This window comes from Microcoleus sp. FACHB-SPT15 (assembly GCF_014849525.1).
GTDB classification, from domain to species: Bacteria; Cyanobacteriota; Cyanobacteriia; order Cyanobacteriales; family Coleofasciculaceae; genus Symplocastrum; species Symplocastrum torsivum.
Genome location: NZ_JACJNU010000028.1, coordinates 148,957 through 165,017 on the forward strand (window position 1 = coordinate 148,957; position 16,061 = coordinate 165,017).

The following is a 16,061-nucleotide window of genomic DNA, read 5'->3' on the forward strand; positions in this document are numbered from 1 at the left end:
TTGTCATGCAGGGGAACCACAATCACCTTTCCTTTTGATCTAAAAGTCGGAAAAGATTGCTTAAGAGAGCGATCGCTGCTGGTACACTCACCTCAAATTGTCTGGAACATTCTCAGGAACAACCCAGTGATAAATCGTGTGCTGACGAGTCGGTCCTTGCACCTGTTCTACGCGAGCGGGTTCCCATTCCCCCATGTCGAAGTCATGCGATACGATGCGAGTACCAGGTTTAAGTTCTTGGAGCAGCTTGGGTCGGAGCTTTAAGTTCACATCAGGTAGCAAGTAAAGCGTTACCACTGTTGCATCACTTAAATCAGTTTGGAAAAGGTCTTGTTGTACAAACTCCACACGGTCAGCAACGTTTGCTGCTTGAGCGTTTGCTTGACTTTGCTGGACAAGCTCAGGATTAATGTCGATACCAGTGCCACGAGTGCCATGTTTTTGTGCGGCTGTAATAACAATTCGTCCATCACCACTGCCGAGGTCGTAGAGAATATCATCACCCGTTACGTTAGCAAGTTCGAGCATTCGGGCAACAACTTCATTCGGCGTTGGCACATAAGGCACATCAGGCTTACTTTCTTGCGCTTGCACAGTGGGTGTGGGTTGCTGAGTTTGAGGAGTAGTTTGACTGGTTTGAACTTCATCGAATTTGCGTTGTTGAACACACCCGGCAAACACAACGCTACTAACACTCATACTTGCAATCAGCAATCTCATAATTCGTTTTAACTGCATGATACATTTCTCCTATTGATACGTTTGATTCAAGATTTCCGATGACGAGACAAGAACAACAGTGGTAAGCCAGCAGCAACCACTGCCACCCCCACAAGTGATCCAACGCCTGTATAGGCAAGGCTGGAGTAAAGTAGATAACCACAGATGAAGCAAAAGAGGATTGGTGTTAGGGGATAGAAAGGAACTCGGAACGGTCGAGGCACTTCTGGTTCCCGCATCCGCAACACAAACAGCGACACACCTGTTAGCAGGAAAAATAACCAGAAGATGGGGGCGGTGTAGTCCACCATCGTCTCAAAGCCTCGGCGCGTCAGAGTTCCCATTAATATCAGTGCTAAAGCTATTGCACCCTGTACGAGCAAGGCATAGGTTGGCGTCTTGGTGCGATGATGCCAGCGTCCCAGGAAGGAAAACAGTGAAAAGTCCTTGCCTAGTGCGTAGTTGGTGCGTGCTCCCGTGAAAATGGTGGCATTGATTGCGCCCAAGGTGGAAACAGCCACAAGGAAACTGATAAACCAGGCACCCGGTTCGCCAACTGCACGACGCATCAAATCGGCAGCAACGGCTTCTGAAGCTGCCATCTGGGCTAACCCTAACCCCTTGATATAGGCGAGGTTTATGCCTAAGTAAATTACGGTGATAATGCCAAGACTCCAAAGAAGCGATCGCACCATGTTACGTTCTAGATGGCGTAACTCAGCCGAAATATAAGCCGCTTCATTCCAGCCACCATAAGACAGCAGCACGAAAATCATTGCCATCCCCAACGTCCCTTGAGATGTCGGTTCAGCAGGCACTTCCGGCACGGAAGGTGAAGCAAAAGCTAAACCAACGATGACAACCAACACCAAGCCAAGGACTTTCGCCACTGTCAACCAATTCTGCGTCTGTTTCCCTTGCTGAACACCGATAATGTTTAACGCGGTCAAAATGACAAGAGCAAGTGCCGCGTAAAGGGATGCAGAATAGTTACCAAGGCGCAATAACTGCGAGGCATAATCCCCAAACACGAACGCCAAAAGTGCGATTGAGCCAGTTTGAATAACCGCCATTCGCGCCCAAGCAAATAGAAAGGCAACGGAATTGCCAAAGGCACGCTTCAGGTAATAGTAATTGCCCCCGGTATGGGGATACGCCGTCGCCAATTCTGCGTAGCACAAAGCGCCAACCAATGACATCCCGCCGCCCAACAACCAAATCAGCAGTGCGGCTCCTGCACTCCCGACATTGGCAGCAACAAGGGCTGGTGTCTCGAAAATGCCTGCCCCGATAACAATTCCGACAATTAGGGCAATGGCATCTTTAAATGCCAGGGTTGGCTTTGGTGCTGCCGTCCGATTTGCCACTAAAGTTGGCTTTGATAAGTAGTTTCCATGTTTGCTCACGTTAGATTATCTCAGTTGAGTTTGCTAAACGGACAGCGTGAAGCGAAGCTATCCCGTTCCCCATTGGACGTAGCCCTTCTCGAAGAGTAGGGGTTCCCAAAGGGTAGGGAATCGCCTGACCAATTCCAGAAGTTACGCCAGCAATCAGGGCGTTTTTGCCTTTCAAACCATTCATCACACTAAACCCTGATTTTCAGCAATTAAAAGCGTTGCTTGTAGTGTTTCCACTTCTAAGCGGATGGCATAAAGACAAGATTTTGCTGCTATTCACTTGAAATAACAATCACAAAGCTCCTAGCAACCTAAAGATTAAAGAGTTAATGATAGTTAGGGCAATTGAGCCAATCAAAGCGCTCCAGAATCCCCAACGCAAACGAAACCCTGGCACCAACCAAGCCGCTAGCCCAAAAATAATTGCGTTTAGGACAAAGAGAAATAAACCAAAGGTCAAAAGAATGAACGGAAACGTAAAAAAGCCCAGTATTGGTCTTAAGAGGGCATTTAAAATCCCAAAAACTGCGGCTGAAATTGCGGCTTTGCCAAAACTGTCAATTTCAACTCCGATTGGCAATCGGGAAATAATTAAAAAGCTGATAGTCGTGATTAACCAAGTAATAAGAATTCCAGTCATCAGAAAGCTCCTCCTCTCCAATCGTTTTGGTTCAGGGTTAGTCAGTCATGAAAGCACAGATGAAGTGTAGCTCGTGCTGGAACCGTCACCTGTAAAGTTCGATGGGTATGAGTGTTGAGCTACACCCAAGTGCGCTGTGAGCCATACCCACAACTTGGTGCTTAAGCGAAGCAGCTCACCAATTTATCGGTCACCTCAAAAGTACTTTCCATCTATTTCCAGCATCAGGAACAAATGTGACGAGAAAGTGATAGCGATGCCATCCATAACAGGGAGAAGGGAGACTTTAAAGTTTCTTTGGCTCGTTGGATGTGCCGAGGCACACTGCATCATCCTTTCCGAGTTTTGAATTTGTTGGTTCAAGTTAAAGCCTAGAGGGACTCGCATCTTCCTAATGGAAGAGGGAGTGGTTTCGATCTGACTCAATAACTCTATCAATAGTCAAATTTAGAACTAGTAAATCTGTATAACTCCTCGATATCACTTTCTCGTCACATTTGCTTTCGATACTGAAAAAATAAGGGGCGCAAATAGCCAACAGAATAGCAATAGAGATAGAACTCTCTCAGTTCTTTAGAGACCATTGCCCTTGAATTTTTCGCGATTCTTTAAGTTTTGATACACAGTTCACTAAGGATTAACTATGAATACACTTCTTTTCAAACAGACTTCATTTTTACTAAGCCTCGCTGCTGTAACCGTTGTTTCGAGTGGGCTTAAAGCTCAAGCTCAGAACACCGACTTCACTGCTACTGATGTAAACGCAGAGCAAACTTTAGACACTACAGCTCGAATGTCTTCTTCTGCTCGGATACCTGAGTCTTCAGCTTCTCCAATTCCGGAGACCAGCTCTAAAACCACAGATGCTGTGGTAGCTCAAGCTGGGGGTACTACTCCGCCCTTGAGAGCTACTCGCTCTGGACCAAGCTATGTCGGAGTTGGCGGTAACATTGGATTTCGTGGCGATACTCGATTAAGCGAAGGTAGTACTAATGTGTTTGGCAAAGTCGGGCTGACAAACACATTATCTGCCAGACCCTCTGCTTTGGTTGGTAGCAATCCAGCTTTTCTGCTGCCAGTAACTTTAGACTTTGCACCGAGGCAAACTCTTGGATTGAGGGCAGCTCCTTATGTTGGAGGCGGCGTGGCGATTTCAACAGCCAGAGATAGCACTATCGGTCCACTGCTGACTGGTGGTGTAGATGTGCCTGTATCACGTCGAGTTACGGCAACTGCTGGCATGAATGTCGGTTTTATCGATCGCACTGATGTAGGGTTGTTACTAGGAGTTGGCTACAACTACTAAGGTGTCTCAAACTGGGCTATTTCAACCTCAGTGGAGTGAGAGTGTTTGAAAAGTCCAAGCAAACAACATATATCCAGAGGCAAAGCATTCGAGTAACCGTTTTTCGGCAGGAGTTGATTTATCGAATGCTTCGCCCTTGTCGGATAGCAACACTACTTTTTAAACACGCTTTGAAGGAAAGCTTGGTACTTGATGGGTGAGGAGCAACTAATAGCTCAAGTTGCATAGCGGGATGCATTCGTTGGAGCGATTATCACAGCCGTTCTATGGCTCACCCAAAATTGATTAATTGAGGAGGACTCATACTCAATGAACCCGAACAAAAAAGAAGTGGTAACTTTACAAGAAGCTAAGCTAGCTGAAGGAAAATCTAATGAGATTAACTCCGCTACTGAAGGAATAGTCACGGAAGGAATACTATTAGTTCCTTTTGTTGCCCTTCTATGTTGGTTAATTCTTTCCATTAGGGCGTTAAAAGCGTTGAAGGCTGTGCAAAATAAAACGGCTATTCCTCTAAATTGCAACAATAATTTTCCCTGCAAAAAATGCTATTTTTTTTTAAATAACCATTATCTTAAGTGTGCCATTCACCCTTCTGTCGTTCTAACCGAACAAGCGAGTAACTGCCCAGACTACTGTTCTCAAAAGGACAAGATTTCCTGAGAAAGAACGCAAAAATAAACTATCTGAAGCGATCGCTTTCCACAGGCATTGAATTTTGCAAACAAGCAGGAATTACATTCAAAAATGGTCAAGCGATCCTTTCTTCAGCTCGTTCTAGCTAGACCAATTAATCGCCGATGACATCAGCCATACTACTGAGCAAGATATTCTCAGCTTGGCGCGAGTCGAGACAGATAGGCTGCACAACAATTGGCACGTCCGATTTAATCGTAATAATGTAGTCAGTATCGCGAGCAAAAGGCTCGGTGTCAGTCATCTCCTTGAAGCGCACATTCAAAGTGCCTTGTGCCGGAACAACCACTCTACAAGGACCGACGGTTTCCTCTTTGCTAAAGACAATCTTGATTTCAACTTGTGCCTCGCATTCTGAGGTGTTGATAAGACAGGCGGTTTCATGGCTGGTACACTGTGGTTCTAAGTCGTTATTTTCAGCGAGGATGTAGCCTCCCGCCTGAAGGTAGCAACTCCGTTCCCTGTAGGGATTAAAGCTTAGGCGCTTCGCCCAGTATATTTGTCCAATTGAATGATTCATAAAACATTTCCTTTTATCTGTTAGCGAGTTGTTGACCGGAGTGTTTCACAATAGTGCTTCTCCTGAGCCTACTATCTCCAGTGTTGACAACAAATGTGATAGGAAAGTGACACCATTCTCAATGATTTATCTCAATGCAATTTTCCGCAGACTCGTAGGTTTAGTGATGAAAAAATAGCGCTTTCTATCTTTTGGTAGATGTATCAATCAAGGGAAATCAGGGTACATGAAAGTAAAGGTAGGCTAGTTTTCTCAACCGTAACCCAGAATTTAGACAACTAAAGCTGACTCAATTTTGCTGAGTTACTGATATGTACCTTGAGCGAGGAAGGTTATAAAAAAAACAGCTCTGGGTCGCTAATCACTTGGGTTTGAATGCCTAACTTGTTGAACTATTTGACCACCCTAATAATTCAGGAAGAAACGATTATGAACATTATTGCTTGGATCGTTTTAGGACTGCTCGCGGGAGCGATCGCCAAATTAATTTATCCAGGTCGTCAAGGCGGCGGTATTCTCTTGACAATGGCGTTAGGTGTTGTTGGAGCCTTTATGGGCGGCACTTTGATGACATTAATAGACACAGGAACTTTACAAATAACAGCGACAGCCCTAAGTATTCCGGGTGTCTTCGTCGCCATTTTCGGGTCGCTTATTGCGATTTGGCTTTGGTACACCTTAGCTGGTCGGGCAGCTTAGAGAAATGTCTTACTTTTTACAACGATCACAGTGTTTTATCGTAGGTTTATTCACACTCTTGGGTGTGTTTTACGGTAGCCCTCGTGCGGATGCTGCTGACTCGGTAGTGTTGAAGTATCGTTTTCTGCGGGAGACAGTTTCGGTACCTGAACTAACAACGTTTGCCGAAACAGGTGAACTTTCAAGTTCGCTGCGAGCTTATCTAAGAATGGCTGGCAGAGAACCGGAGGAGTTGCGGCGCACGCTCACACAAGAGGTGCAAGTCGATCCTATTTTGCTATACCGGGTACTCAATAGCGCCCCAGGAGAATTACTGCTAGATCGAGTCAGTCAGGTAATTCATACTCCTACTAATCGAGCTAACCGACAGTCTTTACGAGCCGCTTTAGTGAGTTCTGCTTTGCCTGATGGGAACATTACCTTGATTGAAACGCTGCAAAACTACCCAACCCCAGAAGTTCATGTTGAGGGCGAGCGCCTTGTTGAAGTTGTTCGGAACATTAACCGAGTGCTTGGCCGTCTGCCAGATATCCGACTTTGACCAAGTTCAAACTGCCGCTTAAAAGACATACTGACTTATCGCTGTCATTTTCTAGTCACATTGGTTGCTAATATTGAAGGAAGCTTCAAAGGGCTGACTGTGACAGCGACAATTTCTGCATTAAAACTGTGAATTTAGGTCGATATATAGGCTTACTAGCCTTAATCCTTTCTTTGTATATTCTCTGGCAGATTCGCCAGATACTTTTGCTTTTCTTTACAGCAGTAGTCTTGGCAACGGCATTGAATCAGCTCGTTCAACAACTTCAACGCTTGGGTGTTCGGCGTGGCTGGTCTGTCTTTCTGAGTCTGAACATCTTATTCGGTATTTTTATTATATTTTTCTGGCTGATTGTGCCACCTTTTGTTGAGCAGTTTCAAGAACTCGTTAAGTTACTCCCAAAAGGATTGCAAGCCATCCAAAATACCGTGAATTGGTTAGAAGATCGCTTCCTCGGTACTGATTTTCCTAATTTTGATGCGCTAGACAACCTCATCCAACAGATTCAGCCACTTGCCACTCAAGTAATGGAACATTCTATCGGATTATTTTCTACTTCTATTACAGCTATTATTCAGCTTGTACTGGTATTAGTTCTAAGCCTCATGCTGTTGGTCAATCCCCAGCCATACCGCCAGTCATTTATTCGATTATTTCCCTCATTTTATCGACAACGAGTTAGCGAAATTTTAGAGCGTTGTAAAGTGGCTCTAGGTAGTTGGACTGTTGGGGTTTTAATTGAAATGGTTTTTATCGCGGCATTGAGCGGTATTGGCTTATGGATTTTGCAAGTTCCCTTGGCACTAGCCCATGCTATTTTAGCCGGATTACTCAACGTTATTCCGAATATTGGTCCAACATTAAGCGTGGTTTTACCAATGGCGATCGCTGTAATAGACGCTCCTTGGAAAGCCGTTGCTGTTTTAATTTTATATATTGTGATTCAGCAAATTGAGAGCTATTGGTTAACACCTACCATCATGGCAAAACAGGTGTCGCTGTTACCTGCTATGACTCTGACTTCTCAAATTTTCTTTGCCAGCTTTTTTGGAGCCTTAGGATTATTAATGGCACTCCCACTGACTGTGGTGGCTAAGACTTGGCTAGAGGAAGTTTTAGTTAAAGATGTTTTAGACAAGTGGAATTACCCTAAGCCCCAACCTGAAAATCAGTAGCATGAATAGGTAGGGTATCTGGAGAAGGTTGTGCTAGGAAATATTAGAAACCGCTTCAAGGATTTCAGAAGGAGAAAGGCTCAACCAACCCAGCTAGAGCAGCTATAAACTGAGTTGTTTGCAGAATCAACTCCAGACTTAGCCTATCTGATTTAAATTTTGGTAGGTGGCTCACTCATCTTCATACTTAAAATAACGATGAAACCCATTCTTTTCTTCGGGAGGCTTAAGGAAAGCCTCCTGTCAAGATTAAAGGGCAATGTGATTATCACTTTTTAATCACATTTGTTTCCGACAGTGGATAAATGTAGAAACTTCCATAATGGTATAACTCCCCATTTAATAAGCATTGGTTTTTAATTCACCTGTTAGGAATAAGTCTTGGAGCCAACAACATGACAGCAACAGCACAAGAAAAATTGCAGGGACAACAATGGCATTATCTACCTGCACCGGAAGTCTTTGGGCAGTTAGACAGCAATTTAGAAACAGGATTGACATCGGCTGAGGCGGCAAAACGGCAGGAACGTTTCGGCCTTAACGAACTCAAGGGCAAACCAGGAAAAAGTCCTTTGGTGCGGTTTCTCCTGCAATTTAACCAACCCCTCCTGTATATCTTGCTGATTGCAGGTGTAATCAAAGCATTCCTGGGAGAATGGGTGAATGCCTGGGTGATTTGGGGCGTGACGCTGATTAACGCCATCATCGGGTTTGTTCAAGAGTCTAAAGCCGAAAGTGCGATCGCAGCTTTAGCTTCCTCCGTCCAAACCGACGCTACCCTCCTGCGCGATGGTCAAAAGGTCAAAATTCCTTCGACTGAATTAGTACCGGGCGATTTGGTACTTCTTACCTCTGGGGATAAAGTGCCAGCAGATTTGCGACTGGTGAAGGCGCGTAACTTGCAAGTCAATGAATCAGCGCTTACAGGAGAGTCGCTTGCTGTAGAAAAAGACACTCAACCGCTCGATTCAGACGCCCCCCTAGCCGAGCGAACTAACATGGCTTATGCTGGCAGCTTTGTCACGTTTGGACAGGGAAGAGGCATTGTAGTTGCGATTGGGGAAACTACCGAAACGGGGCGGATTTCCCAGTTAATGGAGCAACACACAAATTTAACAACCCCGTTAACCCGCAAATTCGATAAATTCAGTCGCACGTTGCTGTACATCATCCTTGGGGTAGCTGCATTAACGTTCGCTGTTGGTTTGGGGCGTGGCAACTCTTGGGCAACGATGTTCGAGGCGGCTGTTGCTTTGGCAGTAAGTGCGATTCCCGAAGGATTACCTGCTGTTGTGACAATAACGCTAGCCATTGGTGTTTCACGCATGGCACGCCGTCACGCGATTGTTCGCAAGTTGCCAGCGGTTGAAACTCTGGGCGGTGCTACTGTCATCTGTTCTGATAAAACGGGCACGCTGACGGAAAACCAGATGACGGTGCAAGCCATCTATGCAGGAGATCGGCACTATGGAGTCACTGGTGGAGGCTACGCCCCAGAAGGGCAAATCCTGGTAGATGACAAGCCAGTCAATTTAAATAAATCCCCCGTTCTTGTGGAATGTTTAAAAGCCGGACTGTTATGCAATGACTCCCATCTGGAAGAAACGGATGCTCAATGGAAGGTAGTTGGCGATCCAACTGAAGGAGCGTTAATTGCTGTTGGCAACAAAGCAAGATTGTATCAGCCTGACTTAGAACGGGAGATGCCTAGAATTGATGTTATTCCCTTTGAGTCCGAATTTCAGTACATGGCAACGTTACATGAAGGAGGGGCTAGGGAACAGTCTTCACCCAGGACTCAGAACTCAGGACTCAGGACTATTTATGTCAAGGGTTCGGTAGAGACAATTCTCCCTCGCTGTCAGAAGATGCTAGATACTCAGGGAAATCTTATCCCGGTGGATCGAGGTACTGTGCATTGGGAAGTTGATGAAATGGCACAGCAGGGTTTACGGGTACTAGCTTTGGCAAAGAAACCTGTACCATCTGCTCTAGACTCGCTAGATCATGCAGATATCAAAGAGGGTCTGATTTTCATCGGGTTGCAAGGTATGATCGACCCGCCCCGAACCGAAGCGATAAAAGCTGTGCAAGCCTGTCAGGAAGCGGGTATCCAGGTGAAGATGATTACGGGCGATCATGCGGTTACGGCAAGAGCGATCGCCTCTCGCATGGGATTGAATAGACATGGGGAAGTTCTGGCATTTACCGGACAAGAACTCACCCAAATGGATAAACAAGAACTCGCTACAGCGGTAGAAGATGGAGTTGTGTTTGCCCGTGTCGCACCGGAACAGAAGCTTCGTCTCGTTGAAGCGCTTCAGTCCAAAGGTGAAATCGTCGCGATGACGGGGGATGGAGTCAACGACGCACCTGCACTCAAGCAAGCCGATATTGGCATTGCGATGGGGCAAGCTGGCACGGAGGTGGCAAAAGAAGCCGCTGACATGATTTTGACGGATGATAACTTTGCATCAATCGAAGCAGCGGTTGAGGAAGGGCGTACTGTCTATCGTAATTTGCAAAAGGCGATCGCGTTTATTCTGCCAGTCAACGGCGGGGAATCGATGACAATTTTGATTAGCGTCCTGTTAGCTAGAGCGTTGCCGATCTTATCGTTACAAGTTCTCTGGCTGAATATGGTGAATTCCATCACCATGACGGTTCCCCTAGCCTTTGAGCCGAAGTCAGAACGGGTGATGCAACAATCCCCACGCAACCCCAATGAACCATTACTCAACCGCAACCTGCTCAAGCGGATTTTGGTCATTTCTATTTTTAACTGGATTTTGATTTTCGGTGTATTTGAATGGATAAAGGCAACTACAGGAAATATCAATTTAGCCCGCACAATGGCAATTCAAGCATTAGTGGCAGGGCGAATTTTTTACCTTTTAAGCATTAGTCAATTAGGCAGCGCAATTGTTAATAAACTTCGAGGCAGAATCGAACAGATTAGGGATGCCAGAGCCATTGGGATTGGTATTGCCTGCACTGTAGCTTTGCAGATCATCTTCAGTCAATGGAGCTTGATGAATAACTTGTTTTACACTACACCACTGAACGTTAATCAATGGTTGCTCTGCCTGCTCATTGGGTTACCAATGGTTGCCGTATCCGCCTTGGTCAATCGCTTCGACCCTCCTAACTAACCCTGCATTGTCTTCTCCACCTGACGCACAAGCAAACAGGCATACTGTTAACCCCGTTAGAAATATATCCGGGTGGTGGGGGGGTTCCGGTTTAGCAGTACTATTTAGACTGAAGTCAGGTGGTACAATTAGAACTCTAAGTTATATGGGCAAAGCCATCCAGACCAAAGCTGCTCACAAATTGACATCTGATGGGTTGCCAGTACACAGTTTTCAGTCTCTGTTAGCGGGACTTAGACAAAAATTAAGCCCAAATAAACCCTAAACTGGCTTTGTAAGCAGCAAACACGTCACGATTTAGGTTCAACCAATCAAAAAATTGAAAAGACATAGCTGTTCTAAAGGCAACTAGAGCTTCAGCAAAGGTGTTCAAAGGTTTGTTAGCCCAGCGCCTTCTCAATCCTCCCGTTAAGGTGTGCCAAAGAATAAAAGTATGGCTCTTCAGTACTTAGTATGCTAAATCAAGAACTATCCCTCTTCTGTCACTCCGAAAACTTTTGCCATTGCTGAATTCTAGAACTAACGTATGGTAGGCGATCGCAGACTTTTTCCTTCATAGAAATTGATCCGAGTAGGGAAATTGCCAAAATTAAATGAGCAAACGCTGTATTCCCTAATCTACCTCTTTTGTAGAAAATATTAATAATAGGAAAAACCGGAGAGTGACAGAAGAGGAATAAAGATCATTGGGAAATTAGGCTGGTTTCCACTTGCCATGAAAACTATGGGGAATCACATTAGGTAATCCCAATCGGCAGACTGGCTCCTCATCCAAAGCATTGCTATCAAACACCATCACCTCACTGGTGTCAGAATTACCGTCGTACACAACTGTTAGTATCCAACCCTGCTCAGGATTGATGGCATCAGCAGCATAAAGGGGTTCTGAAGGATAGCGACTCTCACCTAAATCAGCCATAACTAAGCTGTCGGTTTCGTTGTCGAAGCGTGCGATCGCACCGAAGACTTCTTGAGTAATATCAACCCCATCACGATGTACCGTTAAGTAGGTGTAGGGGGAAGCTTGCCCCACTAAGGACTCTGGTACAACAGGAAACTCACAACCTCTATCTAACAATTCCTGCAACTGCGTTACTTTACCCGTTTGTGGATTCAAACGCGATCGCCACAGTGTTCCTTTCCCCTCAGTGTGGGTTTTCCCTGTTGCGACTTCTTTCAAACGCTGGTTCGTTTGAAAGTCTGGGTAACGCACAAAATCAATAACGACTGAACCATCATTGTCTACATAGCCGTTACTAAAGTGCCACTGGAACCAACTCTCCGCTTCACTGCGACTTACTAAGGATAAGGTTTCACGGTCAAAGATAATAACTTGAGTCGCTTTGTGTGGTTGCCACTTTAGCGCATCACTATAGTTACTCAACCCAACTCCTACTGGTAGGAGATTTACCCGCACTGGCGGCACAAAAAACACTAGATACTGCCCTGCCATGACAAAATCATGCACCAAAGGCAAACCATCGAGCGGGATTGAGTTTTGTTGGATAATTTTGCCTGTATAGTCGCTTTTGTAAACTTTCAGAGTTGCATTCAGTCCAGGAGCAACACCAAAGTTAAAAATCTCGCCTGTTTTGGGGTCAATTTTTGGATGAGCAGAAAAAGGCGCTCCCTCCTCCAACTGTCCTAAATCATCAGTTCCCCTTGTTTCCAGCGTCTGAAGGTCAAGAGCATGAGGATTTCCACCTTCCCACAGTGCTAACAATTGATCTGGTAGTACCAGTACTGACGTATTCGCAGCATTCTTGATGGGTTTGAGCCATTGATTCCAAATCGGTCCCGGTGCCGTCATGCCATAGTTGCCGTAGAGGAAGTTATCCGCAGCCGCTTCTTCTTGGTAGCCAGACGTTTGCACGTAGCGATAGAGTCCAGTAGCACCTCCCTCAATGAAATGCACACCCAAGATTGCGCCATCGCCATCAAACCAGTGTCCCACTCGCACGCCGCCACGTTCCAAGCGCCCAGGCCCATTGCGATAAAGGGAACCCCGTAAGCCTTCTGGAATCTTGCCGGAAAGGATAGGTAAGGGAGTGGGTAAAAATTCTTTTGCTGGTTGGGCGATCGCACTTGCCCAAGCTCTACGGGTTACCGGCTTGCTGGTTGTAATCATGCTTAAAGAGAACGAACTAGGGCGCAGCAGGTTTCTGATTAAAGTCCTGCTACTCCTGCATATGTAAACTTTTATTTCTTACCTACATTAGAGCCAGCTATAGGCTGCCAGACCACTGTCAAAAGATGGACTTTGGTTCTTTACTCGATTAATACTTAGGTTCAACAAAAAGACGTGTTATGGCACGTCTCTAGTCATTTCTACTCAAATGCACTTTTGAGTGAACTATTTTTCTAAATAGGGGGTGACACCCTTCATCCCATTACTGCTATACTGTGCTCAGTAGATGCACCCTGATAATTGAGAGAGTCACCTCGTGGCTCTTTTTTTCTTTAGATAGTGTAGCAGGAACCGCGAATAAGCACTGTTGCACTAACAATTGAGAATGGTTGTACCTAATCCCCAATTCCTAGTCCCCAGTTCCCAACTCCTAGAAAGGTACTAACTGCTTGCTGCACCAGCAGCTTCTTGCTGTTTGGCAGAACCTTGAGTTCCTAGCTGGATTAGCTCAATCTTGTAGCCATTTGGGTCTTCGACAAAAGCAATTACCGTTGAACCATGCTTCATTGGCCCCGGCTCACGAACTACTTTTCCACCCTTTAATCGAATTTGGGCACAGGTGCCGTAAATATCATCAACACCAAGGGCAATGTGACCATAGGCATTACCTAGATCGTACTTATCCGTGCCCCAGTTGTAGGTTAGTTCGAGGACAGTGTGGTCAGACTCATCCCCATAACCAACAAATGCTAAGGTAAACTCGCCGCCTGGATAGTCTTTTTTGCGGAGCAGCTTCATCCCCAAGACATCACAGTAAAACTTGAGGGATTCATCGAGATTGCCGACTCGCAGCATTGTATGTAGCATTCGCATGAGCTGTTCTCAACTCCTTATTAGATTTCTCACTCTACTGCCCATTGTAAAGAGAGCTACCATCCGGGAGCGTTATCAGGGGAAATCCCTACTAATTGGTAGGGAATGCAACAGTTGCGATCGCTAAACATCATTAAAGATGGTTCGGGGTTGCCAATTCACGGTATATCCTAAACGCGGCAATAATGTTTTTTTCAGGTGTTTTGGGCAAAGCTATTTGACAAAATACCGTACCGGGATAATCTATTCTCGATTGTCGCTAGTTAGTTAAGCACTGTTGCCATCAGCGCTAAGTACAGGAGGATATATGTTAGACAAGCCAGAAACTGCCATTGAGGCGATTGATGCCAGAGAGATTTTAGACTCACGGGGACGCCCCACTGTTGAAGCAGAAGTGCGCTTGGCGACAGGTGCAGTAGGATTAGCTCAAGTTCCTAGTGGAGCCTCGACGGGTACCTTTGAAGCTCACGAATTGCGGGATGATGACTCACGGCGCTACGGCGGTAAAGGGGTACTGATTGCAGTACGGAATATTAAGGAGAAAATTATTCCTGAATTATTGGGGATGGATGCACTTGACCAAGCCTCGGTTGACCTGAAAATGATTCATCGAGATGGTTCCCCAAACAAAAAGAACTTGGGCGCAAATGCAATACTCGCTGTGTCGCTAGCAACAGCTAAGGCGGCGGCTGATGACTTAGCGCTTCCCCTCTATCGCTATTTGGGTGGGCCACTTTCTAATGTATTACCCGTCCCATTAATGAACGTCATCAATGGTGGTGCCCATGCGGATAATAACGTGGATTTTCAGGAGTTCATGATTGTACCTGTGGGGGCAGAGACATTTCGGGAGGCATTACGTTGGGGTGCTGAGGTGTTTGCAGCACTAGCCAAGGTTTTGAAGGATAAAAAGTTGCTGACAGGTGTTGGTGATGAAGGTGGCTTTGCTCCTAATTTGGAATCGAACAAAGCAGCGTTGGAATTGCTGATTGCGGCGATTGAAACGGCTGGGTACAAGCCAGGGGAAGAAATTGCCTTAGCAATGGATGTAGCGGCGAGTGAGTTCTATAAAGAAGGTCAGTATGTCTACGATGGCGCATCTCACTCACCACAGGAATTTATTGATTACATGGATGGACTGGTAGGGCAGTTCCCGATTATTTCGATTGAAGACGGGTTGCATGAAGAGGATTGGGAGAATTGGCAGCTATTGACTCAGAAGTTAGGTTCACGTATTCAGTTAGTTGGTGATGACCTTTTTGTTACGAACCCAACAAGGTTGCAAAAAGGAATTGAGTTAAGTGCGGGTAACTCGATCTTGATTAAACTCAATCAAATCGGTTCTTTGACGGAAACCCTAGAAACGATTGATCTAGCAACCCGCAACGGGTTCCGTTCTGTGATTAGCCACCGTTCTGGAGAAACGGAAGATACAACGATCGCAGATTTAGCAGTAGCTACCCGTGCCGGTCAAATTAAGACAGGTTCATTGTGCCGTAGCGAACGAGTTGCCAAGTATAACCGCTTGTTGCGGATTGAAGATGAATTAGGCGATCGCGCTGTCTATGCCGGGAAAATCGGCATGGGACCGAAGTAGAATTCAGTCCAAGACTTCTCAGTTAGAAGAGATTGTAGGTTGGGAGAGCGTCAGCCTTGCCTAAAAAAGGCTTACTCAGCGATAGTTTGTTCTACACTCAACCCAACCTACATAATTGTGGTGCTACTGCCTCCGGTGACAGGTTCCTAACTCTGTCTTTAGTAGACTCCCCTAAATAGTATTGTTTGATAAATTGCTAGCCAAACCGCCAATATGAGGACAAATCCATGACACTGCCATCTGAAAAAGCCTCAAAAAGCTCTATGGATATCCGTCTACCTGCAACCTCAATAATTTGGGGATTCGCTACTGGGATGTTGGCGATTTGTCTTCCGCTTTCAAATGACACTAACCGTGGAACTGTTATTTCTCTCGCTATAGTTTCTGCGGCGGCTGTGAGTACAGTAGCAGTTTGGCAATCCTCTGACAAAAAATCTCAGAGTCGCAATGAGGCATCCGATCGGGTTAAGGAGTTCAAAGAGCGCATTGCTAACTTAGAGATGATTGCTTGCTCAGATAACGCTAAATGGCAAGGGAAAATTCAGCCAGTCATTAAAAGCGATGGCAAGTAGTCGAGTTAGAGGTAATTCATCAAGTAAATAATAAAAGCTTGCCTG

Annotated in this window: 15 protein-coding genes and 1 pseudogene; 8 read left to right on the forward strand and 8 right to left on the reverse strand. The window is 45.6% G+C overall.

The window, feature by feature from the left end:
- Positions 1 to 87: 87 nt before the first annotated feature.
- The 4 genes from H6F98_RS08870 to H6F98_RS08885 form a co-directional block, all read right to left on the reverse strand.
- Entirely contained in the window at positions 88 to 720 is a 633-nt protein-coding gene (locus H6F98_RS08870) for a class I SAM-dependent methyltransferase (protein WP_242058445.1), read from the reverse strand.
- Between the two features lie 47 nt (positions 721 to 767).
- On the reverse strand, positions 768 to 2,126 hold the full coding sequence (locus tag H6F98_RS08875; protein WP_192218300.1) for an amino acid permease: 1,359 nt from the start codon (positions 2,124 to 2,126) through the stop codon (positions 768 to 770).
- Between the two features lies 1 nt (position 2,127).
- The gene (locus tag H6F98_RS08880; protein WP_192218301.1) at positions 2,128 to 2,301 is read right to left on the reverse strand and encodes a hypothetical protein; all 174 of its coding nucleotides are present in this window, start codon (positions 2,299 to 2,301) and stop codon (positions 2,128 to 2,130) included.
- Between the two features lie 108 nt (positions 2,302 to 2,409).
- On the reverse strand, positions 2,410 to 2,757 hold the full coding sequence (locus H6F98_RS08885) for a phage holin family protein (RefSeq protein WP_192218302.1): 348 nt from the start codon (positions 2,755 to 2,757) through the stop codon (positions 2,410 to 2,412).
- A 643-nt stretch (positions 2,758 to 3,400) separates the two neighbouring features.
- Here H6F98_RS08885 and H6F98_RS08890 point away from each other — a divergent pair.
- Both H6F98_RS08890 and H6F98_RS08895 read left to right on the forward strand, forming a co-directional pair.
- Positions 3,401 to 4,063: a hypothetical protein gene (locus H6F98_RS08890; RefSeq protein WP_192218303.1), complete on the forward strand. Its 663-nt coding sequence runs from the start codon at positions 3,401 to 3,403 to the stop codon at positions 4,061 to 4,063.
- 309 nt (positions 4,064 to 4,372) lie between these two features.
- Positions 4,373 to 4,726, forward strand: a complete 354-nt coding sequence (locus H6F98_RS08895; protein WP_192218304.1) for a hypothetical protein — start codon at positions 4,373 to 4,375, stop codon at positions 4,724 to 4,726.
- Positions 4,727 to 4,853: 127 nt separating this feature from the next.
- Here the strand turns inward: H6F98_RS08895 and H6F98_RS08900 are convergent, their stop codons facing one another.
- A complete protein-coding gene (locus H6F98_RS08900) occupies positions 4,854 to 5,279 on the reverse strand; it encodes a sensory rhodopsin transducer (RefSeq protein ID WP_192218305.1) in 426 nt (141 codons plus the stop codon).
- A 429-nt stretch (positions 5,280 to 5,708) separates the two neighbouring features.
- Between H6F98_RS08900 and H6F98_RS08905 the strand changes: the two genes are divergently transcribed.
- From H6F98_RS08905 to H6F98_RS08920, 4 genes are all read left to right on the forward strand, one after another.
- A complete protein-coding gene (locus H6F98_RS08905; protein ID WP_192218306.1) occupies positions 5,709 to 5,978 on the forward strand; it encodes a GlsB/YeaQ/YmgE family stress response membrane protein in 270 nt (89 codons plus the stop codon).
- A 4-nt stretch (positions 5,979 to 5,982) separates the two neighbouring features.
- Positions 5,983 to 6,519 (forward strand): alpha/beta hydrolase, encoded by a 537-nt coding sequence (locus tag H6F98_RS08910; RefSeq protein ID WP_192218307.1) that lies wholly within the window; start codon positions 5,983 to 5,985, stop codon positions 6,517 to 6,519.
- A 128-nt stretch (positions 6,520 to 6,647) separates the two neighbouring features.
- Complete coding sequence (locus H6F98_RS08915) at positions 6,648 to 7,694, forward strand: AI-2E family transporter (protein WP_192218308.1); 1,047 nt, start codon at positions 6,648 to 6,650, stop codon at positions 7,692 to 7,694.
- Positions 7,695 to 8,089: 395 nt separating this feature from the next.
- Positions 8,090 to 10,846 (forward strand): cation-transporting P-type ATPase, encoded by a 2,757-nt coding sequence (locus H6F98_RS08920; RefSeq protein WP_192218309.1) that lies wholly within the window; start codon positions 8,090 to 8,092, stop codon positions 10,844 to 10,846.
- A 244-nt stretch (positions 10,847 to 11,090) separates the two neighbouring features.
- Here the strand turns inward: H6F98_RS08920 and H6F98_RS08925 are convergent.
- The 3 genes and pseudogenes from H6F98_RS08925 to gloA form a co-directional block, all read right to left on the reverse strand.
- Positions 11,091 to 11,294 (reverse strand): annotated as a pseudogene (locus H6F98_RS08925) (IS701 family transposase); the annotation flags it as partial.
- 246 nt (positions 11,295 to 11,540) lie between these two features.
- Positions 11,541 to 12,974, reverse strand: coding sequence for a carotenoid oxygenase family protein (locus H6F98_RS08930; RefSeq protein WP_192218310.1), 1,434 nt, complete (start codon positions 12,972 to 12,974; stop codon positions 11,541 to 11,543).
- A gap of 441 nt (positions 12,975 to 13,415) precedes the next feature.
- Positions 13,416 to 13,847: a lactoylglutathione lyase gene (gene gloA / locus H6F98_RS08935; RefSeq protein ID WP_192218311.1), complete on the reverse strand. Its 432-nt coding sequence runs from the start codon at positions 13,845 to 13,847 to the stop codon at positions 13,416 to 13,418.
- A 307-nt stretch (positions 13,848 to 14,154) separates the two neighbouring features.
- Here gloA and eno point away from each other — a divergent pair, with 307 nt between their 5' ends.
- Positions 14,155 to 15,444 carry a phosphopyruvate hydratase gene (gene eno, locus H6F98_RS08940; protein ID WP_192218312.1) on the forward strand — a complete coding sequence of 430 codons (1,290 nt, stop codon included), beginning with the start codon at positions 14,155 to 14,157 and terminating at the stop codon, positions 15,442 to 15,444.
- A gap of 227 nt (positions 15,445 to 15,671) precedes the next feature.
- Positions 15,672 to 16,016, forward strand: coding sequence for a hypothetical protein (locus H6F98_RS08945; protein WP_192218313.1), 345 nt, complete (start codon positions 15,672 to 15,674; stop codon positions 16,014 to 16,016).
- Positions 16,017 to 16,061 lie beyond the last annotated feature (45 nt).

Excerpts from the sequence above, each read along its gene's own strand:
- H6F98_RS08870 (WP_242058445.1), bottom strand. The coding sequence starts at position 720 with ATGAGATTGCTGATTGCAAGTATGAGTGTTAGTAGCGTTGTGTTTGCC.
- H6F98_RS08880 (WP_192218301.1), bottom strand. The coding sequence starts at position 2,301 with ATGAATGGTTTGAAAGGCAAAAACGCCCTGATTGCTGGCGTAACTTCT.
- H6F98_RS08885 (WP_192218302.1), bottom strand. The coding sequence starts at position 2,757 with ATGACTGGAATTCTTATTACTTGGTTAATCACGACTATCAGCTTTTTA.
- H6F98_RS08890 (WP_192218303.1), top strand. The coding sequence starts at position 3,401 with ATGAATACACTTCTTTTCAAACAGACTTCATTTTTACTAAGCCTCGCT.
- H6F98_RS08895 (WP_192218304.1), top strand. The coding sequence starts at position 4,373 with ATGAACCCGAACAAAAAAGAAGTGGTAACTTTACAAGAAGCTAAGCTA.
- H6F98_RS08900 (WP_192218305.1), bottom strand. The coding sequence starts at position 5,279 with ATGAATCATTCAATTGGACAAATATACTGGGCGAAGCGCCTAAGCTTT.
- H6F98_RS08905 (WP_192218306.1), top strand. The coding sequence starts at position 5,709 with ATGAACATTATTGCTTGGATCGTTTTAGGACTGCTCGCGGGAGCGATC.
- H6F98_RS08910 (WP_192218307.1), top strand. The coding sequence starts at position 5,983 with ATGTCTTACTTTTTACAACGATCACAGTGTTTTATCGTAGGTTTATTC.
- H6F98_RS08920 (WP_192218309.1), top strand. The coding sequence starts at position 8,090 with ATGACAGCAACAGCACAAGAAAAATTGCAGGGACAACAATGGCATTAT.
- H6F98_RS08930 (WP_192218310.1), bottom strand. The coding sequence starts at position 12,974 with ATGATTACAACCAGCAAGCCGGTAACCCGTAGAGCTTGGGCAAGTGCG.
- gloA (WP_192218311.1), bottom strand. The coding sequence starts at position 13,847 with ATGCGAATGCTACATACAATGCTGCGAGTCGGCAATCTCGATGAATCC.
- eno (WP_192218312.1), top strand. The coding sequence starts at position 14,155 with ATGTTAGACAAGCCAGAAACTGCCATTGAGGCGATTGATGCCAGAGAG.
- H6F98_RS08945 (WP_192218313.1), top strand. The coding sequence starts at position 15,672 with ATGACACTGCCATCTGAAAAAGCCTCAAAAAGCTCTATGGATATCCGT.